Raw genomic sequence first — 21336 nt, forward strand, 5'->3', positions numbered from 1 at the left:
CCCCCGCCGGCCCCGGCCGCCACCGCGCCCGCCCCTCGGGCTCTCAGGCGGCCCGCTCGACCGACGTGCCGCGCAGCCCCCGAGAGCGGTGCGCACACGGGCGCGCCACGGGCTCCGGACGCCGGCGGCGCAGCAGCCGCGGCAGCCCCAGCTGCACGAACCCTTCGGCCTGCATCGCCGCGAAGCCGATCCGCGGCAGGTCACGGGTGGCCCGGAAGACCACGAAGCGCGGCTCCCAGCGGGGCTGGAACTTGGCGTTGAACTTGTACAGCGATTCGATCTGGAACCAGCGCGAGAGGAACACCAGCAGGCCCCGCCAGGTGCGCAGCACCGGCCCCGCGCCCAGCTTCTCGCCGCGGGCCAGCGCCGAGCGGAACATCGCGAAGTTCAGGGAGACCTTGGCCACGTCCAGCTTCGGCGCCGCCTGCAGCGCTGCCACGATCAGCAGCTCGTTCATCCCCGGGTCGGCGCTGCGGTCGCGCCGCATCAGGTCCAGCGACATGCCGTCCGCGCCCCACGGCACGAAGTGCAGTACCGCCTTCAGGTCGCCGTACGGGCCCGGCGCCTCGCCCTCTTCGGGGGCGCGGTGCGCGGTGGCTATGACCGCGTCCCCGTCCCGCGGGTCGCCGATCCGGCCCAGCGCCATCGAGAAGCCGCGCTCGGTGTCGGTGCCCCGCCAGTCGTCGGCGGCCCGCTGGACCGCCGCGATCTCCTCGGGGGTCAGCTCCTCCACGCGGCGCACCCTGGTCTCGTAGCCGTTGCGCTCGATGCGCTTGACCATCTGCCGTACGTTGCGCATCGCGCGCCCGGAGAGCGTGAAGTCCGCCACGTCCACGATGGCCTCGTCGCCCAGCTCCAGCGCGTCCAGGCCCGTCTCGCGGGTCCACACCTCGCCGCCGGTCTCGGAGCAGCCCATCACCGCGGGCGTCCAGGAGTGCGCCCGCGCCTCCTCCATGAAGCGCTCGATCGCACCGGGCCACGCCTCGACGTCCCCGATGGGGTCGCCGCTGGCCAGCATCACCCCGGAGATCACGCGGTAGCAGACCGCCGCCTTGCCGCTGGGCGAGAAGACCGCGCCCTTGTCGCGGCGGAGCGCGAAGTGGCCGAGGGAGTCCCGGCTGCCGTGCCGGGCCAGCAGGTCCCGCAGCCGGTCCTCGTCCTCCGCCGTGAGCCGGGCGGCGGGCTGCTCGGGCCGGAAGGCGAGGTACGCGGTGGTCGCCAGGGTCAGCAGGCCGAGCGCGCCGAGCGAGTAACCGACCGTGTAGTCGACGTGGTGGGTGTACGCCACGGGGCCCTCGAAGCCGAACAGGCCCCACAGGACGTGCTGCAGCTCCTCCCAGACCGTCGGGTCGCCGACGGTGCGGTGCGGGTGGGAGTTGACGATCACCATGCCGAGGGCGACGCTCACGCCGCCCAGCACGACGAAGTTCAGCAGCGCCTTCCAGCGGCTGCGCGGGTCCGGCAGCGCGGCGAACTCGCTCCGGTGCCGGACGAGGTAGGCCAGCAGCGCCAGGGACAGCACCGCGCCGACGACGGAGTGGCGGTACGCGAACTGCGCCGCCGCGCCCACCGGGAGCAGCGTCACCGCGGCGACCCACACCCGCCGCTTGCGCCGCTTCAGGCCGTGCGCCAGCAGCAGGAGCAGCAGGCCCACCACGATCGAAGCGGCCGCGGCCAGCGGGCTCACCGCGCCGGGCAGCACCTCCGCCAGCGCGTGCATGCGGCTGTGCCGGAAGCGCGGGAAGACACCGGCCGCCACGTTCAGCAGACCGATCAGCGTGCAGGCCGTACCGACGGCCGTGGGCACCGCTTCCGGGCGCGGTCCCCGCACCCAGCGTGCGCGACGCCACGCAACCACTCCGGACTTTTCGCCATCTAGCCTGTCAGACATCACTTTCCCGTCGCCCGCTCCTCAAGCCGCCTGGTCTTCAGAACGCGGAGCATCAGTCGCCACTACGTGGACAATTTGCGTCCTGTAGGACGGCGCTTCAGGGCTCGGGGTTCCATCAGGCGATCGGGCCGTCCGGCCGCCCGGCAGGAAGTGGACATGGAACTCACCAGTAAGACCGTGCTGGCGCTCACCGTGCTGGTCGCGGTGGCTCTCTTCGTCTGGACCGTGCTGCTGTGGCCGCGCCTCGCAGGCCGCACCTGGCGCGCCGTGACGGGCCGGATCGGGCTGCTGCTGGCGACCCAGCTGACCCTCTTCGCCTCGGTCGGGCTGGTGGTCAACGGCGCTTTCGGGTTCTACGCGTCCTGGGCCGACCTCTTCGGCCAGGAGCACCAGACCGGTGTCGTGGTCGACCACACGACCGGCCCGGGCGGCACCGACCTGAAACGGCAGGGCATAGAGCGGACCGGCCTGCCGCACGACAAGCGGCGCGCCGACGTCGCCGGCCGGCTGGACAGGGTGCTCGTACGGGGCGAGTCGACCGGCATCACCAGCCCGGCGTACGTCTACCTGCCGCCGGAGTACTTCCAGCCCAGGTACGCCCATCAGCGCTTCCCCGCGGCCGTCGTGCTCACCGGCTATCCGGGCACCGCCGAGGCGCTGTACACCAAGCTGCACTACCCGCAGACCGAGCGCCGGCTCGTCGGGCAGGGCAGGATGCGGCCGACGATCCTGGTGATGATGCGGCCGACGGTCGCCCCGCCGCGCGACACGGAGTGCATGGACATACCGGGCGGCCCGCAGACCGAGACGTTCTTCACCAAGGAGCTGCGCGCGGACATCGCGGCGCACTACCGCACCGGTACGGCCGCCCGCAGCTGGGGCCTGATGGGCGACTCCACGGGCGGCTACTGCGCCCTGAAGATGACCATGCGCCACCCGGAGGCGTACTCGACGGGCGTCGCCCTCTCCGGCTACTACAAGGCCCCGCTCGACCCGACCACCGGCGACCTCTTCGCCGGCGATCCGCAGCTCCGACGCGAGAACGACCTCATGTGGCGGCAGCGCCACCTGCCGGCGCCTTCGGTGAACCTGCTGGTCACGACCAGCAGACAGGGCGAGGCCAACTACGCCGACACCATGCGCTTCATCCGGCAGACCAAGGAGCCCACCCGCGTCTCCTCGATAGTCCTGGACAGCGGCGGCCACAACTTCAACACCTGGCGCCGGGAAATCCCCGCCGCACTGGCGTGGCTGGCAGGCCGCCTCAGCGCATAGCCGGCAGCGCACAGCCGCACGCCGCGCCCGGCGGCGTGCGGCCGCCGAGCGGGCTCAGCGAGCCAGGATCAGGCTCATCGCCTCGGCGCGCGTAGCCGCGTCCCGCAGCTGTCCGCGCACCGCGGACGTGGTGGTCTTCGCACCCGGCTTCCGCACGCCGCGCATGGTCATGCACATGTGCTCGCACTCGACCACGACGATCACGCCGCGCGGCTCCAGGATCTCCATGAGGGAGTCGGCGATCTGCGTGGTCAGCCGCTCCTGGACCTGCGGGCGGCGGGCGAAGACGTCCACCAGCCGGGCCAGCTTGGACAGCCCCGTGATCTTGCCGTCGGTGGACGGGATGTAGCCGACGTGCGCGACACCGACGAACGGCACCAGGTGGTGCTCGCAGCTCGACATCACCTCGATGTCCTTGACCAGCACCATCTCGTCGTGGCCGAGGTCGAAAGTCGTCGTGAGGACGTCCTCGGGCTTCTGCCACAGCCCCGCGAATATCTCCTTGTACGCCCGCGCCACCCGCGCCGGCGTTTCCAGGAGGCCTTCGCGGTCCGGGTCCTCGCCGACCGCGATCAGGAGTTCGCGGACGGCGTCCGCGGCCCGCTTCTCGTCGAACTCACCGATCTTGCCTTCGCCGTCCAGCGCCACCGGGTCGGTCATCTCGTGCCTCGTTCCGTCTTTCACCCCGCTGCGAACGCGGAATGCCGCGTCCCCCAGGCTAGAACCTGGGGGACGCGGCATTCATTCCGGGGCCGCTGTGGCGAGCGGCCGACCGGTCACGCCTCGCTGCTGCCGGAGTCCTCCGGGAGGTCCACCTTCTCCGTGGAGACGGTGGGCGTCGCGGTGACCGCGCCGTTGGCCGGGGCCAGCTCCTTGGGAGAGAGCACCGGCGGGCGGGTGGAGGGCGTACGCCGTGAGGAGCCGGTCCACGCGGGGCGGGCCGGGCGCTTCACGATGTGCTTGAAGACCTCGGCGATCTCCTCCTTGCCCAGGGTCTCCTTCTCCAGGAGGGCCAGGACCAGGTTGTCGAGAACGTCGCGGTTCTCGACGAGGATCTCCCACGCCTCGTTGTGCGCGGTCTCGATCAGCTTCTTGACCTCCTCGTCCACCAGCGCCGCGACCTCTTCCGAGTAGTCGCGCTGGTGGGACATCTCGCGGCCCAGGAACGGCTCGGACTGGTCCGAACCGAACTTGATCGCGCCGAGCCGCTCGGTCATGCCGTACTGCGTGACCATCGCGCGGGCCGTGGCGGTCGCCTTCTCGATGTCGTTCGCGGCGCCCGTCGTCGGGTCGTGGAAGACCAGCTCCTCCGCCGCGCGGCCGCCCAGCATGTATGCCAGCTGGTCGAGCATTTCGTTGCGCGTGGTGGAGTACTTGTCCTCGTCCGGGAGCACCATCGTGTAGCCGAGCGCGCGGCCGCGGGACAAGATCGTGATCTTGTGGACCGGGTCGGAGTTCGGCGAGGCCGCCGCGACCAGGGCGTGTCCGCCCTCGTGGTACGCGGTGATCTTCTTTTCCTTGTCCGACATGATCCGGGTCCGCTTCTGCGGACCGGCCACGACCCGGTCGATCGCCTCGTCCAGGAAGTGGTTGTCGATCAGCTTCTTGTCGCTGCGGGCGGTGAGCAGCGCGGCCTCGTTGAGGACGTTGCTCAGGTCCGCGCCGGTGAAGCCGGGCGTACGCCGGGCCACCGCGCTGAGGTCGACGTCCGGGGCGACCGGCTTGCCCTTCTGGTGAACCTTGAGGATCTCCAGACGGCCCTGCATGTCGGGGCGGTCGACCGCGATCTGCCGGTCGAAGCGGCCCGGGCGCAGCAGCGCCGGGTCCAGGATGTCCGGCCGGTTCGTGGCGGCGATCAGGATGACGCCGCCCTTCACGTCGAAGCCGTCCATCTCGACCAGGAGCTGGTTCAGCGTCTGCTCGCGCTCGTCGTGACCGCCGCCCAGGCCCGCACCGCGGTGCCGGCCGACGGCGTCGATCTCGTCGACGAAGACGATCGCCGGGGCGTTCGCCTTGGCCTGCTCGAAGAGGTCACGGACACGCGAGGCGCCGACACCCACGAACATCTCGACGAAGTCGGAGCCGGAGATCGAGTAGAAGGGCACGCCCGCCTCGCCCGCGACGGCGCGCGCGAGGAGCGTCTTGCCCGTACCGGGCGGGCCGTACAGCAGTACGCCCTTGGGAATCTTGGCGCCCACGGCCTGGAACTTGGCCGGCTCCTGCAGGAACTCCTTGATCTCATGGAGCTCCTCCACCGCCTCGTCCGACCCGGCGACGTCCGAGAACGTCGTCTTGGGGGTGTCCTTGGTGATGAGCTTGGCCTTGGACTTGCCGAAGTTCATGACCCGGGAGCCGCCGCCCTGCATCTGATTCATCAGAAACAGGAACACGACGACGATCAGGACGAACGGCAGCAGCGAGAGCAGCATGCCCACGAAGGGGCTCTGCTTCTCCGGCGAGACGGTGTAACCGTCCTTGATGTCGCCCGTCTGGTACTTGGACTGCAGGGTCTTTGCCAGGTCCACGCCCTGGTCGCCGATGTAACTCGACTGGATCTTGTCGGAACCCTCGACCTTGTTGCCGCCGGAGAGCTCGACCTTGATCTTCATCTCGTCGCCGGTCGTCAGCTCGGCGGACTTCACCTTGTTGTCCGTGATCGCCTTGACGACCTGACCGGTGTCCACCGTCTTGTAGCCGCCGGACGAACTGACGACCTGCATCAACACGACCACGGCGAGGACGGCCAGCACGATCCACATGACCGGCCCACGGAAGTATCGCTTCACGTCCATCCATACGGAGCCCAAAGGCCCCGTCCCTCCTGCCACAGTGAGGCACTCCAGCCCTCGGGGAGGTCTGGTCGTGCGTACGGTGTATTACTGGCCCGAAAAAGACTGACCTTCGGACGGTACCCCAGCATTGTCACCCGACGCCGCTGCCCGTGGTGAACAATGCGACTTGGATTCCGCCCTCCCTGCTCCAACGGCGGGAGACCGCTGAGGGTTCCCGCCGTCCGGCACGAGGTGCTTTCCAGGCCCTGTCCGGCACCGCCGACGGGGCGTCAGCCGCCGTAGACGTGCGGCGCGAGCGTGCCGACGAACGGCAGGTTGCGGTACTTCTCGGCGAAGTCCAGGCCGTATCCCACGACGAATTCGTTGGGGATGTCGAAGCCGATCCACTTCACGTCGATGTCGACCTTTGCCGCTTCCGGCTTGCGCAGCAGCGTGCAGACCTCGAGCGAGGCCGGCTCCCGCGAGCCCAGGTTCGACAGCAGCCAGGACAGCGTCAGGCCGGAGTCGATGATGTCCTCGACGATCAGGACGTGCTTGCCCTTGATGTCGGTGTCCAGGTCCTTGAGGATGCGGACCACGCCGGAGGACTGGGTGCCCGCGCCGTACGACGACACGGCCATCCAGTCCATCGTGACGGGGGTGGACAGCGCACGTGCCAGGTCCGCCATCACCATCACGGCGCCCTTCAGGACGCCGACGATGAGCAGCTCCTTGCCCGCGTACTCCGCGTCGATCTTCGCGGCCAGCTCGGCCAGCTTCGCATCGATCTCTTCTTTGGTGATGAGCACCGACTGAAGGTCGGAACCCATGTCCTTGTCGTCCACCCGTGCCACTTTCGCTCGGTTCGGTGTCATGAAGCCTCAGGAAGCATGAAGCCTCAGGAAGGCTGTCTTGCGACTCGTCCGGCCGGGCGGTCCCGCGCGGCTCAGCCCTGCCGGATGACCAGTTTGCCACCCTGCCGTCGCACACCCACCAGCCCGGGGAGGTCGATGGCCCCCTGGCCGCGCCAGGCGGTGATCAGCCGGTCGACCTCCTCGATGTGCCGGGCGAAGAGCGAACCCGCAGGTGAGCCCGCACGCAGCAGGGCCCGGCGGAGCACTCGGCGGCGTACCGCGGGAGGGAGCGCGTACAGCGCGGTCACGTCCAGCGCACCGGTGGCATCGGCCACACCGCGCTCGGCCTCGACGGCCCAGGAGTCCAGCGCGTCGGCGTCGTCGCGGGAGAGCTGCGCCGTACGGGCGAGGGCCTCGACGACGCCCTTGCCGAGCGCCTTCTCCAAGGCGGGCAGGCCCTCGTGGCGGAGCCGGGAGCGGGTGTAGGAGGGGTCGGTGTTGTGCGGGTCGTCCCACACGGGCAGCGACTGGATCAGGCATGCCTTGCGGGCGGTCTGCCGGTCGATCTCCAGGAAGGGGCGGCGGTAGCGGCCGTCGGCGCCGGAGACGGCGGCCATGCCGGACAGCGAGCGGGTGCCGGAGCCGCGGGCGAGGCCGAGGAGCACGGTCTCGGCCTGGTCGTCGCGGGTGTGGCCGAGGAGGACCGCGCTCGCGCCGTGCCGCCGGGCGGCGTCGTCCAGCGCGGCGTACCGGGCCTCGCGGGCGGCCGCTTCGGGGCCGCCGTCCCTGCCGACGCAGACGGTGACGGCCTCTGCCGGGTCCAGATGGAGCGACCGCATACGGAGGACGACCTCGGCGGCCCGGGTGTCGGAGCCATCCTGGAGGCCGTGGTCGACGGTGACGCCGCCGGCGCGGACGCCGAGGCGCGGGGCTTCGAAGGCGAGGGCCGAGGCGAGCGCCATGGAGTCGGCGCCGCCGGAGCAGGCGGCGAGCACCAGGGGCGGCGGGGCGTCGGGGCCGGACCGCCGGGTGTGGGACGTGAGGACGTCGTGGAGTACGCGGCGGACCGCCAAGCGTATTGCGGCGACCGCTGGATGGGGACCCATGTCCGTTTCCAATCGTTCAGCTGGGGGAGCCTCGGGCCGGACGGCGGCTGCCGTCCGGCCCACCAGGGAGCATCTCGGGGGCGAGCGCCGGGGGGATCGCCGGGCGATCCCCGGGGCGGTCACTCAGAGTGTCTCGATGGTGACAGAGATGAGCTGTTACCCGAGCATTGCACGCCTCTCCCCGGGCCACGGTCCCTCAGAAGGGTGATTGAGGGGGCGTTCTTCTGTCCTACGGCGCGCCCACGGCGCCCTGCCTTCCTACGGCGCACCGTCCGCCTTGCGGTGCACCCGCGCGACCCAGTCCGCCGGTTTGGCGATCTCCTGTTTGGTCGGGAGCGTGTTCGGCGAGGTCCACACGCGGTTGAAGCCGTCCATGCCGACCTCGTCGACGACGGCCCGTACGAAGCGCTCGCCGTCCCGGTACTGGCGCAGCTTGGCGTCCAGGCCCAGAAGCTTGCGCAGCGCCTGGTCCAGGCGCCCTGCGCCGCTCGCCCGGCGCTGCTGGAACTTCTCCCGGATCTCCGTCACCGAGGGCACGACCTGCGGGCCCACGCCGTCCATGACGTAGTCGGCGTGCCCCTCCAGCAGGGACATCACGGCGGTCAGCCGGCCGAGGATCTCGCGCTGCGCCTTGGTCTGCACGAGGTCGACCAGGCTGCGGCCGCCGTCGTCCTCGCCGGCCTCGCCCTCGGGCTTGGCCCCGGTCAGCGACTGGGCGGCCTCCCGCAGCCGTTCGAGGAGCGTGCCGGGGTCGATCTCGGTCTCGCCGAGGAACGACTGCACCTCGCCCTCGATGTGGTCGCGCAGCCAGGGCACCGCGGTGAACTGCGTGCGGTGCGTCTCTTCGTGCAGGCAGACCCACAGCCGGAAGTCGTGCGGGTCCACCTCCAGCTCGCGCTCGACGTGGACGATGTTCGGCGCGACGAGCAGCAGCCGGCCGCCGCGGGCGCCCGCTGGCAGGTCCTTGGTGGGCGGCGCGAAGGTCTCGTACTGGCCGAGCACGCGGGAGGCCAGGAAGGACAGCAGCATGCCCAGCTCGACGCCGGTCACCTTGCCGCCGACCGCGCCTATCACCGCGCCGCCGGGGAGCGAGGAGCGGCGCTCCTGCATCTTCTCCAGCAGCGGCTTCAGTACGGCGCGGAAGCCGGCGACGTTGGCGCGGATCCAGCCGGGCCGGTCGACCACCAGGACGGGGGTGTCGTGGCCCGCCGCGCCGCCCTCGCTCCCCGGTGGGGTCATGCGGGTGAACGCGCGCACGTGCTCCTCGGCGGCCTTCGCGTGCCTGCGCAGCTCGGCGACGACCGCGCGGGCCTCGTCGCGGCTCACCTCTGGGCCCGGCCGTACGAAGCGGGACGCGGTCGTCACCGCGAGATTCCAGTCGACCATCTCGGCACCACCGATGCTCGTCATGACTTCACGGTACGGGTGCGCTCGGCCCGGGGATAGCCGATTCGCGGCGCTCGACGGTGGCCGGCGCCGCATACGGGGGCGCGCACGCATCACCGGCAGCCGCAGTTGGCCACCGCCGAGGCGAGGCGGTCGAGGGACCGCTGCGCCCCGTACGCGTCGCTCGTGCCGTTGGTCATGAAGGCGAACGTCAGCAGCCGGCCGTCGGCGTCGACGACCGTGCCGGCGAGGGTGTTCACGCCGGTGAGGGTGCCGGTCTTGGCGCGTACGGCACCGGCGCCCGCCCGCTCGTCGGCGTACCGGGCCTCCAGGGTGCCGGTGAAGCCGGCGACGGGGAGGCCGGTGAGGATCGGGCGCAGCTCCGGGTGGTCGGGGGCAGCGGCGAGCAGCAGCACGTGGGACAGCAGGCCCGCGGAGACCCGGTCGTCGCGGTCCAGGCCGCTGCCGTCGTGGAAGACGGTCCGCGCCACAGGGAGGCGGAGCTGTTCGAGTGTGCGCTGTACGGCGTGGCCCGCACCCTTGAAGGTCGTCGGCGCTCCCGTGGCCACGGCCGTCTGGCGGGCCAGCTGCTCGGCGATGTCGTTGTCGCTGTGCGTGAGCATCCGCTCGACGATGACCGAGAGCGGGAGGGAGGGGGCCGCCGCGAGCCGGGTGGCCGTGCGGCGGGCCGCGGCGTCCCGGGGGGTCCCGGTGACCGCGATGCCGTGGGCGCGCAGGTCGGCGGCGAAGGCGCGGGCGGCCTCGGCGGAGGGGTCGGCGGCGCGGGGCGCGGTGCCGTGGCCGCTGGTGTCCAGGCGGGCCTCGTCGGCGGTGAGCGCGGTGACGGGGGCGAGGTTTTCGTTGGGGCCGATCGGGTGCTGCGGCGATCCCCTGTAGAGCGAGTCGTCGTAACCGAGGGTGACCTTCTTCGTGCCGCGCTTCTTGAGGGCGCGCGCGGTGTCGGCGGCGAGGTCGCCGAGGGCCGCGGGGCGCTGCGCGGCCGGAGTGCCGGCCCTGGGCGTACGGGCGGTGAGGGTCGGATCGCCGCCGCCGACCAGTACGACCCGGGGGGTGCCGTCCTTCGCCCGGCCGTCCTGCACGGCCTTCGTGGTGAAGCGGTGCTCGGGGCCGAGGGCGGTGAGGGCGGCCACGGCGGTACCGAGCTTGATCGTGGAGGCGGGGGTCGCGGTCCGGCCCGGGTGGCTGGCGAAGACCTCGCGGCCGGTGGCCACATCCACGACCGAGGCGGTCCGTACGGGACCCAGCTCGGGCGCCTTCAGCAGGGGCGCCAGGGCGTCCGCGAGGCCGCTGCCGGTCGGGGGCGGGGCGCCGTCGCCGCCGCCCTTCACGGGGGCGCCCAGGGCCGCCAGGACGGGCGCCGCGCCGGGAGCCGCGGGGCCGCCGTCGTGACGCTCACCACCTCGCCCGTCCCAGCGGGCCGCGCGGGCCCGTTCGGCCGTACGCTGACCGGAGTCCCACGGACCGGCCGCCGCCACCGCACCGGCCGCGACCGCGAGACCGGCGACGGCGGAGCCGGCCGTCACCTGCCACGTCCGTTTCCGCTGGGGCGGGGTCCGCCGCCACCACTGGCGGGCGAAGAACCACTCGTCGGCGGCGAACTGCGCGGTGCTCCGCCCCGCGCCGGCCGCCGTCCGTATGCAGGACCGGCCCCAGCCGCCCCACCTGACCTGCCACGACCTGGTCTCCGGCACTTTGGACCAGCCCCTTTCGCCACCACACACCTGCGTGGGGGACACTTAATCACCAGACGTATGTGTTGATCATGGAGGAGCCACCCGTGGAGTTCGACGTCACCATCGAGATCCCGAAGGGTTCGCGGAACAAGTACGAGGTGGACCACGAGACCGGTCGGATCCGCCTGGACCGTCGACTCTTCACCTCGACCAGCTACCCGGCCGACTACGGCTTCGTCGAGAACACCCTCGGCGAGGACGGCGACCCGCTGGACGCGCTGGTCATCCTGGACGAGCCGACCTTCCCGGGTTGCCTCATCAAGTGCCGCGCCATCGGCATGTTCCGCATGACCGACGAGGCCGGCGGCGACGACAAGCTGCTGTGCGTCCCGGCCTCGGACCCGCGCGTGGAGCACCTGCGCGACATCCACCACGTGTCGGAGTTCGACCGCCTGGAGATCCAGCACTTCTTCGAGGTCTACAAGGACCTGGAGCCGGGCAAGTCGGTCGAGGGCGCGAACTGGGTCGGCCGCACCGAGGCCGAGGCCGAGATCGAGGCCTCGTTCAAGCGCCTGGAGGCGCAGGGCGGCAAGCACTGAGCCTGACGGCTTCGTAGGCCGTACACACGTCGGGCGGGGCACCTGGTGCCCCGCCCGACGTGCATGCATCAGAAGCCCCGCGTCCGCTTCGCCGCGCGGCGGCTGGTGCCGTCCTCCGTGCTCGGGGCCTTGATGAAGAGGCGGGCCACCTCGCCACCGAGGTTCACGCCGACCGCGATGGCCAGGGCCAGCGAGATGGCCTTGATCAGCGAGGAGACGCCGGCGTCCAGGTTGCCCTGGGCGAAGTTGAGCAGCGCGAAGTACGTCGCGCTACCGGGGAGCAGCGGGCCGATGGCCGCCGTGACGTACGGCAGCGCGGACGCGTAGCGGTAGCGGGACAGCAGCTGGCCGAAGAGGCCGACCAGGCCGGCCGCGATCGTGGTGGCGACCACCGGGTGGACGCGGGCGTGCGAGAGCGCGCCGTATATCACCCAGGCCACGCCGCCGTTGAAGGTCGCGAACAGCACGGTGTGACGTTCCTGCTGGAGCAGGACACAGAAGGCCAGCGCCAGCAGCAGCGAGGCGATGATCTGGACCACCGGCTCGTCGAACGACCCCAGCGCCTCCTCCGGGTTCAGCGTGTGCGCGCTCAGCTGGACGCCGATGTACAGGACGCCGAGCACCCCGATGACGATGCCGACGATGAGGTAGCCGACCTCCAGCAGACGTGCGGCGGCGGTGATGTAGTAACCCGTCAGGCCGTCCTGCACGCCCGCCACCAGCGCCCGCCCCGGGATCAGCGCGAAGAGGCCACCGGTGATGACCGCCGACGCCTGCACTCCGGTGTGCGTCATGCTCAGCGTCACGCCCATCGCGGCGGGCGGCATCGCCGCGGCCACGAACTGGTAGAACTCCGGCAGCCCGCGCCCGGAGGCCAGCCACGCCAGCCGGTCGCCGAGCATGGACCCTATGGCGGCCGCGACGAAGACCGTCAGGCCACCGCCGACCAGCATGCTCGCGGCGCCGGACAGCAGGCCGGACGCCACGGTGAGCGCCCAGCTGGGGTACGGGTGGCGATTGCGCCGGATCTCGGCGAGGCCGCGGTACGCCTCCTCCAGGGTGATGCCGTCGGAGGTGATGTCGTCGACCAGCTGGAAGACCGCGGAGAGCCGGGTGTAGTCCACGCCGCGCCGGCGGACCGTGCGGCTGGCCGTCACCGGGTCGTCCACCAGCGAGGGCTGGTACGAGATCGACAGCAGCGTGAACGTGACCGTGGGCTCGACCCGTTCCAGGCCGTACGCGTGGGCGACGCCGAACATGGCCGCCTCGACGTCCTCGGCCCCCTCACCGCCGGCGAGCAGGATCTCGCCGATACGGAGCGTGAGGTCGAGCACGCGCGGCACGGCGGGCCCCGACTCGTCGGCGCGTTCGATCCGCTCCGGAGCCGGGCGCTCGGTGACCGGCATCCGCAGCATCGTGCGCATCCGGTCCTGCCAGGGGACGTCCTTGGTCAGGCTGACGACCGGTATGCCGTGCGGCGGGGTGAACGCGGGCCAGCCGGCCGGCGTGGTGGGCAGCTGGTGGGTGCCCGTGGTGGAGCCGTTGGTGCCGTCCGGCGAGCTGCCCGGGGGCGCGAAGGCGGACCCCTCCGGCTCGGCGGGCGCCTCGGCCCGCATTCCCTCCGGGAGAGCGAATTCCGAGGTGGGGTGCTCGTCCTCGGGCAGTGGGGGCTGGGGCACGCCGAGCGGCGAGGTGAACGCGCTCCGCGCTTCGTCCGATTGGGGTTTGCGGTCCTCGGGAGTCTCCGGGTCCGACGCCACTGCTTCTCGCTCCTCGTGCGCCTGCTGCGTCCGTCGTCAAAGCCACCATGCCTGATCGCCGCCCCTGGCGCGCGGGACGGGGGGTTCGCATGGTGGTGAATGGGGTGGGGAAAACCCGCCCTGGACGCCGCGAAGGCGCCCCTGGACCGCTCCGCGGCGACGCGGAACGGAAGGGGCGCCCAAGGGCGGTGCGGTACGGGGGGATGTGCTGCGCAGCCGGTCAGCGCTTGGCGTGGCGGCCGCGGCGGCCCTCGCCCGGAGGCTGCTGCTGATCCTGGGGGTGCGGCTGCTGCGACCCCTGCTGAGGGTGCTGCGACTGCGCATCATACTGCTCCGGCCCGCCGGGCTGCTGCGCGGGACGGCCGTACGGAGCGGGCCCGGACTGCCCGCCGTACGAGGGCTGCCGGTGCTGCTGCGGCTGCTGTCCGTAAGGCGCCTGCGGGGCCTGCGGAGCGTCCTGCCGGCCGTACGGGGACTGCTGCGCCCGAGGCGCCTGCTGCTCACCGTAGGAGGATGCCTGCTGCCCACCGTACGGGTCCTGCTGCCCGCCATAGGGGGCCTGATCCTGCCGCCCGTACGGCGACGGCTGCCCCTGGCTGTAGGGAGCCTGCCCCTGACTGTAGGGAGCCTGCCCCTGGCCGTACGGAGGCTGTCCCTGACCGTACGGGGCCTGCTCCTGGCCGTACGGGGACTGCTGCCGGCCGTACTGCGACCGGTCCTGCTGCGCGCCGTACGGAGACGGCTCGTGACCGCCCTGGCCGCGGCCATACGGGGCGCGCTCCTCGCCCTCGTGCGGGACGCGCGGCATCGGCTGAGTGGCGTCCGCCGGGCCGCCGGCGACCGGACCGGCCGGCGGCGGCGCGTCCTGGCCCGCGGCGCCCGCAACGCCCGCAGCGCCCTCGGCGGCCGCCTTCTTGGCCTTCTTGCGGCCGCGGAGGTACTCGATGGCGATCGGGACGACGGAGATCAGCACGATCAGGACGAGGATGGCCTCGATGTTCTTGTGCACGAACTCGATGCCGCCCAGCGCGGCGCCGAGCAGCGTCACGCCCGCGCCCCACAGGGCGCCGCCGATCACGTTGAAGACGAGGAACGAGCGGTAGTTCATCCGGCTCACGCCCGCGATGATCGGCGTGAACGTCCGCACGATCGGCACGAAGCGGGCCAGGATCAGCGACTTCGGGCCGTGCTTCTCGAAGAACTCGTGCGCCTTCTCGACGTTCTCCTGCTTGAACAGCTTGGAGTCGGGGCGCTTGAACAGCGAGGGCCCGACCTTCCGGCCGAAGAGATAGCCCGCCTGGTCGCCCAGCACCGCCGCGAGCACGACCAGCAGACACACCAGCCACAGCGGCTTGTCCAGCTTCCCTGCCGTGACCAGCAGGCCGGTCGTGAAGAGCAGGGAGTCGCCGGGCAGGAAGAAGCCGATCAGCAGACCGGACTCCGCGAAAACGATGACCAGAACGCCGATCAGGCCGAAGGTGCTGATCAGATAGTCCGGGTCCAGCCACTGGGGGCCGAGCGCGAGAGTGTTCACGGTGGGCAGGGCTCCTGGGTCGAGGGCGCCGGATCGGTCGGTACGCGGAAAGCGGGGTACAGGCGCAGTATGCGGCCCAAAGCTATCAACGCCTTGTGACGCCCCTTGGTTCCAGCTGTCCCGCCCGGCGCCGTCGCCCCCGGGGCGCCGGGCGGGACAGCGCCCCAGGCAGCGCCCCGGAGTCCCTCAGGAGCGACGGACCGCGTTCGCCAGCATCGCGTCCCGCATGTAGACCGCGAGCCCGGGCCTGATCGCCTCGTACGTGGCGGTGAACCGCTCGTCCGCGACGTACATCTCGCCGATGCAGGAGTGCATCTCGTACGAGCACTCGTAGTGGTGCCGCGAGATGAAGCGGCGGTGCTCCTCCGCGACGTCCGTCGCCGCCTCGGAGTCGGCCGGCACGCCCTGCGCCAGCAGCTCGCCCATCCGGTGGTGGAGCGCGTCGAAGTCCGCCGTCAGCCGCTTCCAGTCCTCCTTGGTGTACGTGGCGGCGCGGCGCTGCGACTCCTTGTACGCCTCCGTGTCGCCCCAACGGCGCTCGACCTCCTCCGCGTACTGGTCGGGGTCGTGGTCGCCGAAGACCTCGAACTTCTCCTCGGGGGTGAGATTGATGCCCATCCTGCGTGCCTCCATCGCTGTCTTCACGGCCGCGGCCATCTCCTGGAGCCGGGCGATCCGGTCGGTCAGCAGTACGTGCTGGCGCCGCAGGTGCTCCTGCGGATCGGCGTCCGGATCGTCCAGGAGGGCCGCGACCTCGTCGAGCGGAAAGCCGAGCTCCCGGTAGAACAGGACGCGCTGCAGCCGGTCGAGGTCGGCGTCGTCGTAGCGCCGGTGGCCCGCGTGGCTGCGCGCGCTCGGCGAGAGCAGTCCGATCTCGTCGTAGTGGTGCAGGGTGCGCACCGTGACGCCGGCGAACCCGGCGACCTGTCCCACGGAGTACGTCATCTCCGCTCCCTTCTCGGTACGCCTTCACGGTGCGTCCTCACGTCGCGTGAGGTGCAAGTCCGTATGCCGGAAAGCAGGTGAAGGGCGGATACATCCAATGGCATCCTGCGGCCATGCTGGGGATAACGGATCTTTCGACGTATCTCGCGGGTCTCGCGCTGATCATCCTGCTGCCGGGCCCGAACTCGCTGTACGTCGTCTCGGTCGCGGCGCGGCGCGGCCCGAAGGTGGCCTACCGTGCGGCGGCCGGCGTGCTGTGCGGCGACGCGGTACTGATGACGCTCTCGGCGGGCGGCGTGGCCTCCCTGCTGCAGGCCAGTCCGCTGGCCTTCGGGATCGTGAAGTTCGTCGGCGCGGGCTATCTGACCTGGCTGGCCATCGGGATGCTGCGCGGCGCGGTGGCACTGTGGCGCGGCCGGGAGGCCCGCAGGGCCGAGAAGGACGGGGAGGGCGCCTCGCCCGCGCGGCCCAAGGAGGAGACCGAGCGGCCGTACCGCCGCGCCCTCGTGGTCAGCCTGCTCAACCCGAAGGCGATCCTGTTCTTCATCTCCTTCTTCGTGCAGTTCGTCGACCCGCACTACGCGCACCAGACGCTGTCCTTCTTGGCGCTCGGCGCGTGGGCCCAGTTGTTCAGCTTCACGTACCTGTCGATCCTGATCTTCAGCGGTACGTATCTGGCCGCGACCTTCCGCAAGCGGCGCCGCCTCACCGCGGGCCTGACCGCGGGCGCCGGGGCCGCCTTCCTGGGCTTCGCGGCGAAGCTGTCGATGGCCGGTACGGGCTGACGCACCGGACCGGCCTCCTTCAGGCGCCGCCGGGGAACGGCGGCTTGTCCGCGAACGGGTTCGCCGTGCCCTCCGGCAGTACGCCCACGAAGGGCGCGCCCTCGCCCGCGAAGACGTAGGCGCCCCCTTCGATGCGGGCGATCAGGGAGCGGGCCCACTCCGCCCCGGTGTCCGCGGCGTGCACCCACATGTTCATGATCTCGCCGATGTGGCCGAGCTGCTCCGGGCCGTCCTCGGGGACGTAGTGGCCGGTGACCTCGGCGCGCCACGCCTCCAGGGCCCGTACCCGCTCCTTCAGCAGGGCCACCGCCTCCTGGCGCGGCAGGTCGACCATGAAGCCGATGCCGGCGCTCAGCACGTCGACCTTCTGGCCGTGCTGGGAGAGCGCGGCACGCAGCAGCGCGAAGTACTCCGCCTCTCCGGCGTCCGTCATCTCGTACTCCGTGCGCGGCGGCCCGCCGGCCGTGCTCGGCGCGGTCTCGTGCGCGCGCAGCAGTCCCTGCTTCGCCAGCTGCTTCAGCGCGTGGTAGATCGAGCCGGGCTTGGCGTTCGACCACTCGTGGGCGCCCCAGTACTCCAGATCGCTGCGCACCTGGTAGCCGTGCGTCCGGCCGTGCTGCCGCACGGCTCCCAGTACCAGCAGCCGGATCGCCGACATCGCCCGCGCTCTCCTCATCGCCCGGAGGTGACCTTGCGGGTCAGCACGCTACTGCCCGGCGCCACCCTCCTGGCGCAGCAGCTCCCGCTCCTCGTCGACCAGGACGAAGGCCGTCTTCCCGTCCAGGGACTCGCGGACGATGTCGGCGTGGCCCGCGTGCCGGGCGGTCTCCTCGATCAGGTGCAGCACCAGCCAGCGCATGGACTGCCGGGCCTCCGGCGGGTACCACGGCGCTTCGGGCAGCGGGAAGGTGTCGTCCAGGCTGGGCACCGAGCGGACGAACTCCTCCGTGCGCTTCGCCACCCCGTCCCAGTAGGCGAGCATGCCCGCGACCGACTCGCCCTCCTCCAGCTGGAAGCTGAGGTGCCAGGTGCTCTGGTCGCGGTGGATGGAGGGCGGCAGCTCCTGCGCGATCTCCAGCCAGCCCAGCTCGGTCTGCGCGACGTGCTTGAGCAGTCCGGACAGGGACAGCTCGCTGGCGCTGGGGCGGCGCGCGGCGGCTTCGTCGGTCAGGCCGAGCAGCGCGCGGCGGATTCCGCCGCGCTGCGCTTCCAGGAAGGCCAGCAGCGCGCCGCGCTCGTCACCCTTGTCCTCGGCAGGCACGTGAGTGGGCATGAGAGCCGCCTTTCGTCGCTTCATCGGTGCCGGGGTGTTCCCCGACACCGATGAAGCTACGGACCCTTGCGGTCAGGTCCTGTCCTCAAGGCAGGACCTGGCCGGAAATCGTCGGAGCCGGCAGTCCTCAGAACGGGAAGACCGTCCGCTCGTGCTGGATCGAGACCCACTTCTGGGTCGTGAACGCCTCCACCGTCGACTCGCCGTTCAGCCGCCCGACCCCGGACGCCTTCTCGCCGCCGAAGGCCACCAGCGGCTCATCGTGGACCGTGCTGTCGTTGATGTGGATCATGCCTGTCTCGATCTCCCGGGCCACCCGCGCGCCGCGCTCCACGTTGCCGGTGTGCACCGCGCCGCTCAGCCCGTACGGCGAGTCGTTGGCGAGCCGCACCGCCTCCTCCTCGCCGTCGAACGCGGCGAGCAGCACCACGGGCCCGAAGATCTCCTGCCCGTACAGCGCGGAGTCGGCAGGCAGGCCGGACAGCACCGTCGGCTCGACCAGGTTGCCCTGCGTACGGCCGCGCACCAGGGGCGTGGCGCCCTCGGCGACCGCCCGTTCCACCAGCGCGGTCAGTGCCTCGGCCTGGAAGCTGTTGATCAGCGGCCCGATGTGGGTTTCCGGGTCGCGCGGGTCGCCGGTCTTCAGCTTCCTGACCCGGGCCACGAACTTCTCGGTGAACTCCGCCTCGACCTTGCGGTCCACCAGGACGCGGTTGGCGGCCATGCAGACCTGGCCCTGGTACACGAAGCGGCTGAAGACCGCGGCGTCCACCGCGTAGTCGACGTCCGCGTCGTCCAGGACGATCAGCGCGCTGTTGCCGCTCAGTTCGAGGATGGCGCGCTTGAAGTGGCCCGCGGTGACCGCGGCGACGTGCCGGCCGACCTTGTCCGAGCCGGTGAAGGAGATGACCCGGGGCACCGGGTGCTCTATCAGCGCGTCGCCGATCTCGGCGATGTCCGTGACGAGGACGTTCAGCAGCCCGGCCGGCAGGCCCGCGTCCTCGAAGATCTTGGCTATCAGGCCACCGCCGACCACCGGGGTGTTCTGGTTGGGCTTGACGACGACGGCGTTGCCCAGGGCCAGCGCGAGCGCCACCGACTTCAGGGTGACCAGGAACGGGAAGTTGTACGGGCTGATCACGCCGATGACACCGACCGGGAGCCGGTAGACGCGGTTCTCCTTGCCCTCCACCGGGGACGGCACGATGCGCCCCTCCGTGCGGAGCGCGAGCTGTACGGCCTCGCGCAGGAACTCCTGCGCCGTGCGCACTTCGTAGGCCGCCTTGACGCGCGTGCCGCCGAGCTCGACGACGATCGCCTCGATGATCTCGTCCTCGCGCTCCTGGACGATGCGCAGCGCGTTCTCGATGATCAGCCGGCGGCTGTACGGATTGGTGCGCGCCCACGCGCGCTGCGCCCGCTCGGCAGCCCGGTACGCCTCGTCGACCTGGTCCACGCCCGCGACCGTGACCGACGCGAGCTTCTCCTGGTCGTACGGGTTGAAATCGATGATGTCCCACGAGCCGCTGCCGACCCGCCACTCACCGTCGATGTACTGGTAGGCCAGGTCTGAGAAGAAGGACATGGTCGTTCCTACTCTGTGCGGGCGCCTGTGGGGATGGCTGATCCGGCGTCATTCTACTGACGAGTCACGTCAGTTGGAGCAGGCCCCGAAGAAGATCCCGGGTGCGGGTCGGATCCAGGCTCTCCTCCTGGAGGCTGCTCATCACCCGCTCGTACTGCCCGACCTCCTCGGCCTTGTCCAGATACAGCGCGCTGGTGAGCTGCTCCAGATAGACGATGTCCGAGAGGTCGGACTCGGGGAAGCGCAGCATCGTGAAGGCGCCGCTCTCGCCCGCGTGCCCGCCGAAGTTGAAGGGCACGACCTGCAGCCGCACGTTCGGACGCTCCGAGATGTCGATGAGGTGCTGGAGCTGGCCGCGCATGACGGCGCGGTCGCCGTACGGGCGGCGCAGCGCGGCCTCGTCCAGTACGCAGTCGAACTGCGGCGCCCGTTCCGCGATCAGCAGCTTCTGGCGTTCCTGGCGCAGTGCGACGCGGCGGTCGATCTCGGCGAGGGGGGCGCCGCGCATGCCGCGGCTCACGACGGCGTGCGCGTACCCCTCCGTCTGCAGGAGCCCGTGCACGAACTGCACCTCGTAGGTGCGGATGTGCGAGGCGGCTCCCTCCAGTCCCACATATGTCTGGAACCAGCCGGGAAGGACATCGCCGTAACTGTGCCACCAGCCCGCCACGTTGGCCTCACGGGCCAGCCCGAGGAGGGAGTCGCGCTCGGCCTCGTCCCCGACGCCGTAGAGGGTCAGCAGGTCCGCCACGTCCCGCGCCTTAAAGCTCACCCGCCCCAGTTCCATACGGCTGATCTTCGATTCCGACGCGCGGATCGAGTAGCCGGCCGCCTCACGTGTTATCCCGCGGGACTCTCGCAGCCTCCGCAGCTGCGACCCCAGCAGGATGCGCCGCACCACAGATCCGCTCGACTCACTTGCGGTCACAACTTCGACCCTCCCGTGACCCACCCCGTCCAACAATGAGCGGCAGTCTGCCACGTTCGGGCTCCGTTGCGTGCTCAACCGGTTACGGATATGGGCCTGTTCTCGCGCCTTCGGCAAAGCCGGGCGCAAGAGTGCGTAGGAAGAATTACGCCCCTACGCCTACGGCCGTACACAAAGTGGACGTCTGCACGTGCATCTGCCCTTGCATCTGCCGTACGCATTCGGAACCATGGAGCTCGCACACATGCACGCTCGTGAAAGACCCGCGAGATCTGGGCACACCCGTCTGGATCGTGACGTCCGCGAACGCCAGGAGTGCCTCGCATGGGGACCAAGGTTTCGACCATGCTCGCGCCGTTATGGCAGGGGCTTCCGCCAGTCGACCCCGCAGCCATCTCCGGCTCCGTCACCTGGACCCTGCGACCGCAGTACGAATCGGTGCGCGGCGCCCGGCAGTTCACCCGCGAGACGCTGCAGCGCTGGAACATGGACGAGCTCTTCGACAGCGTCGCGCTCGTCGTGTCCGAGCTCGTCACCAACGCGCTGCGGCACGCGGGGCCCGAGCTGGACGACGTGGCGGACGGGCGCGCCTACGGGGCCGCCGACGACACCTCACCGAGACTCCACCTGATCCGCTGGGCGGGCCGGCTGGTCTGCGCGGTACGGGACGGCAGCGACGCCTCACCGGTCGAGGGCGAGGCGGACTTCTCCGCGGAGTCCGGGCGCGGGCTCTACCTGGTGGATTCCTTCAGCGACAGCTGGGGCTGGCACCGCCTGGAGGACGCCGCGCACGGCAAGGTCGTCTGGGCGCTCTTCCAGCTGCCGCAGGTACCGGCCCAGGCCACGGCTTCGGCCTCCCGGGCACAGGCGAGCTGACCCCGCTCCAGTACAGCTCACATGCACGTGCATATTCGTATGCGTGTGCGATACGCCCGAGGGGTCGGCCCGCC

At 71.0% G+C, this 21336-nt stretch carries 18 protein-coding genes; 4 read left to right on the forward strand and 14 right to left on the reverse strand.

Annotated features, from left to right (window positions below; genetic code table 11):
- Positions 1 to 43: 43 nt before the first annotated feature.
- Positions 44 to 1891: a phosphatidylglycerol lysyltransferase domain-containing protein gene (locus tag ACZ4MH_RS28335; RefSeq protein ID WP_351592737.1), complete on the reverse strand. Its 1848-nt coding sequence runs from the start codon at positions 1889 to 1891 to the stop codon at positions 44 to 46.
- Positions 1892 to 2047: 156 nt separating this feature from the next.
- On the opposite strand from ACZ4MH_RS28335, the gene ACZ4MH_RS28340 reads away from it, so the two are divergent.
- The gene (locus ACZ4MH_RS28340; protein WP_351592734.1) at positions 2048 to 3166 is read left to right on the forward strand and encodes an alpha/beta hydrolase; all 1119 of its coding nucleotides are present in this window, start codon (positions 2048 to 2050) and stop codon (positions 3164 to 3166) included.
- 54 nt (positions 3167 to 3220) lie between these two features.
- Here the strand turns inward: ACZ4MH_RS28340 and folE are convergent, their stop codons facing one another.
- The 6 genes from folE to dacB form a co-directional block, all read right to left on the reverse strand.
- Positions 3221 to 3826: a GTP cyclohydrolase I FolE gene (folE, locus tag ACZ4MH_RS28345; RefSeq protein ID WP_351592731.1), complete on the reverse strand. Its 606-nt coding sequence runs from the start codon at positions 3824 to 3826 to the stop codon at positions 3221 to 3223.
- Between the two features lie 116 nt (positions 3827 to 3942).
- The gene (ftsH, locus tag ACZ4MH_RS28350; protein WP_351592728.1) at positions 3943 to 5958 is read right to left on the reverse strand and encodes an ATP-dependent zinc metalloprotease FtsH; all 2016 of its coding nucleotides are present in this window, start codon (positions 5956 to 5958) and stop codon (positions 3943 to 3945) included.
- A gap of 269 nt (positions 5959 to 6227) precedes the next feature.
- Entirely contained in the window at positions 6228 to 6767 is a 540-nt protein-coding gene (hpt, locus tag ACZ4MH_RS28355) for a hypoxanthine phosphoribosyltransferase (protein ID WP_031058519.1), read from the reverse strand.
- Positions 6768 to 6883: 116 nt separating this feature from the next.
- Positions 6884 to 7897: a tRNA lysidine(34) synthetase TilS gene (gene tilS, locus ACZ4MH_RS28360; RefSeq protein WP_351592725.1), complete on the reverse strand. Its 1014-nt coding sequence runs from the start codon at positions 7895 to 7897 to the stop codon at positions 6884 to 6886.
- A 258-nt stretch (positions 7898 to 8155) separates the two neighbouring features.
- Positions 8156 to 9307, reverse strand: coding sequence for a zinc-dependent metalloprotease (locus ACZ4MH_RS28365; protein ID WP_351592722.1), 1152 nt, complete (start codon positions 9305 to 9307; stop codon positions 8156 to 8158).
- 89 nt (positions 9308 to 9396) lie between these two features.
- On the reverse strand, positions 9397 to 10995 hold the full coding sequence (gene dacB, locus ACZ4MH_RS28370) for a D-alanyl-D-alanine carboxypeptidase/D-alanyl-D-alanine endopeptidase (protein ID WP_351592719.1): 1599 nt from the start codon (positions 10993 to 10995) through the stop codon (positions 9397 to 9399).
- Between the two features lie 86 nt (positions 10996 to 11081).
- Between dacB and ACZ4MH_RS28375 the strand changes: the two genes are divergently transcribed.
- Positions 11082 to 11576 carry an inorganic diphosphatase gene (locus ACZ4MH_RS28375; protein ID WP_031058529.1) on the forward strand — a complete coding sequence of 165 codons (495 nt, stop codon included), beginning with the start codon at positions 11082 to 11084 and terminating at the stop codon, positions 11574 to 11576.
- Positions 11577 to 11644: 68 nt separating this feature from the next.
- Here the strand turns inward: ACZ4MH_RS28375 and ACZ4MH_RS28380 are convergent, their stop codons facing one another.
- From ACZ4MH_RS28380 to ACZ4MH_RS28390, 3 genes are all read right to left on the reverse strand, one after another.
- A complete protein-coding gene (locus ACZ4MH_RS28380; protein ID WP_351592716.1) occupies positions 11645 to 13336 on the reverse strand; it encodes a threonine/serine exporter family protein in 1692 nt (563 codons plus the stop codon).
- A 220-nt stretch (positions 13337 to 13556) separates the two neighbouring features.
- The gene (locus ACZ4MH_RS28385; protein ID WP_351592714.1) at positions 13557 to 14870 is read right to left on the reverse strand and encodes a DedA family protein; all 1314 of its coding nucleotides are present in this window, start codon (positions 14868 to 14870) and stop codon (positions 13557 to 13559) included.
- Positions 14871 to 15056: 186 nt separating this feature from the next.
- Positions 15057 to 15815 carry a MerR family transcriptional regulator gene (locus tag ACZ4MH_RS28390; RefSeq protein ID WP_351592712.1) on the reverse strand — a complete coding sequence of 253 codons (759 nt, stop codon included), beginning with the start codon at positions 15813 to 15815 and terminating at the stop codon, positions 15057 to 15059.
- Positions 15816 to 15928: 113 nt separating this feature from the next.
- Here ACZ4MH_RS28390 and leuE point away from each other — a divergent pair, with 113 nt between their 5' ends.
- Positions 15929 to 16600 carry a leucine efflux protein LeuE gene (gene leuE, locus ACZ4MH_RS28395; protein ID WP_351592710.1) on the forward strand — a complete coding sequence of 224 codons (672 nt, stop codon included), beginning with the start codon at positions 15929 to 15931 and terminating at the stop codon, positions 16598 to 16600.
- Between the two features lie 19 nt (positions 16601 to 16619).
- Here leuE and ACZ4MH_RS28400 read toward each other — a convergent pair whose 3' ends face one another.
- From ACZ4MH_RS28400 to ACZ4MH_RS28415, 4 genes are all read right to left on the reverse strand, one after another.
- Positions 16620 to 17258 (reverse strand): PadR family transcriptional regulator, encoded by a 639-nt coding sequence (locus tag ACZ4MH_RS28400; RefSeq protein WP_351592708.1) that lies wholly within the window; start codon positions 17256 to 17258, stop codon positions 16620 to 16622.
- A 48-nt stretch (positions 17259 to 17306) separates the two neighbouring features.
- The gene (locus tag ACZ4MH_RS28405; RefSeq protein ID WP_351592705.1) at positions 17307 to 17873 is read right to left on the reverse strand and encodes a DinB family protein; all 567 of its coding nucleotides are present in this window, start codon (positions 17871 to 17873) and stop codon (positions 17307 to 17309) included.
- 127 nt (positions 17874 to 18000) lie between these two features.
- A complete protein-coding gene (locus ACZ4MH_RS28410; protein ID WP_351592702.1) occupies positions 18001 to 19458 on the reverse strand; it encodes an aldehyde dehydrogenase family protein in 1458 nt (485 codons plus the stop codon).
- A 64-nt stretch (positions 19459 to 19522) separates the two neighbouring features.
- Positions 19523 to 20386 (reverse strand): helix-turn-helix domain-containing protein, encoded by an 864-nt coding sequence (locus ACZ4MH_RS28415; RefSeq protein WP_351592699.1) that lies wholly within the window; start codon positions 20384 to 20386, stop codon positions 19523 to 19525.
- A 324-nt stretch (positions 20387 to 20710) separates the two neighbouring features.
- Between ACZ4MH_RS28415 and ACZ4MH_RS28420 the strand changes: the two genes are divergently transcribed.
- A complete protein-coding gene (locus ACZ4MH_RS28420) occupies positions 20711 to 21262 on the forward strand; it encodes an ATP-binding protein (RefSeq protein ID WP_351592696.1) in 552 nt (183 codons plus the stop codon).
- Positions 21263 to 21336: the final 74 nt, after the last annotated feature.

The sequence above is a fragment of the Streptomyces sp. NPDC026301 genome, from assembly GCF_055567935.1.

What these genes read in the sequence shown, in the direction of transcription:
- ACZ4MH_RS28335 (WP_351592737.1), bottom strand. Translation starts at nt 1,891, where the DNA reads ATGTCTGACAGGCTAGATGGCGAAAAGTCCGGAGTGGTTGCGTGGCGT.
- ACZ4MH_RS28340 (WP_351592734.1), top strand. Translation starts at nt 2,048, where the DNA reads ATGGAACTCACCAGTAAGACCGTGCTGGCGCTCACCGTGCTGGTCGCG.
- folE (WP_351592731.1), bottom strand. Translation starts at nt 3,826, where the DNA reads ATGACCGACCCGGTGGCGCTGGACGGCGAAGGCAAGATCGGTGAGTTC.
- ftsH (WP_351592728.1), bottom strand. Translation starts at nt 5,958, where the DNA reads ATGGACGTGAAGCGATACTTCCGTGGGCCGGTCATGTGGATCGTGCTG.
- hpt (WP_031058519.1), bottom strand. Translation starts at nt 6,767, where the DNA reads ATGGGTTCCGACCTTCAGTCGGTGCTCATCACCAAAGAAGAGATCGAT.
- tilS (WP_351592725.1), bottom strand. Translation starts at nt 7,897, where the DNA reads ATGGGTCCCCATCCAGCGGTCGCCGCAATACGCTTGGCGGTCCGCCGC.
- ACZ4MH_RS28365 (WP_351592722.1), bottom strand. Translation starts at nt 9,307, where the DNA reads ATGACGAGCATCGGTGGTGCCGAGATGGTCGACTGGAATCTCGCGGTG.
- ACZ4MH_RS28390 (WP_351592712.1), bottom strand. Translation starts at nt 15,815, where the DNA reads ATGACGTACTCCGTGGGACAGGTCGCCGGGTTCGCCGGCGTCACGGTG.
- leuE (WP_351592710.1), top strand. Translation starts at nt 15,929, where the DNA reads ATGCTGGGGATAACGGATCTTTCGACGTATCTCGCGGGTCTCGCGCTG.
- ACZ4MH_RS28400 (WP_351592708.1), bottom strand. Translation starts at nt 17,258, where the DNA reads ATGTCGGCGATCCGGCTGCTGGTACTGGGAGCCGTGCGGCAGCACGGC.
- ACZ4MH_RS28405 (WP_351592705.1), bottom strand. Translation starts at nt 17,873, where the DNA reads ATGCCCACTCACGTGCCTGCCGAGGACAAGGGTGACGAGCGCGGCGCG.
- ACZ4MH_RS28410 (WP_351592702.1), bottom strand. Translation starts at nt 19,458, where the DNA reads ATGTCCTTCTTCTCAGACCTGGCCTACCAGTACATCGACGGTGAGTGG.
- ACZ4MH_RS28420 (WP_351592696.1), top strand. Translation starts at nt 20,711, where the DNA reads ATGGGGACCAAGGTTTCGACCATGCTCGCGCCGTTATGGCAGGGGCTT.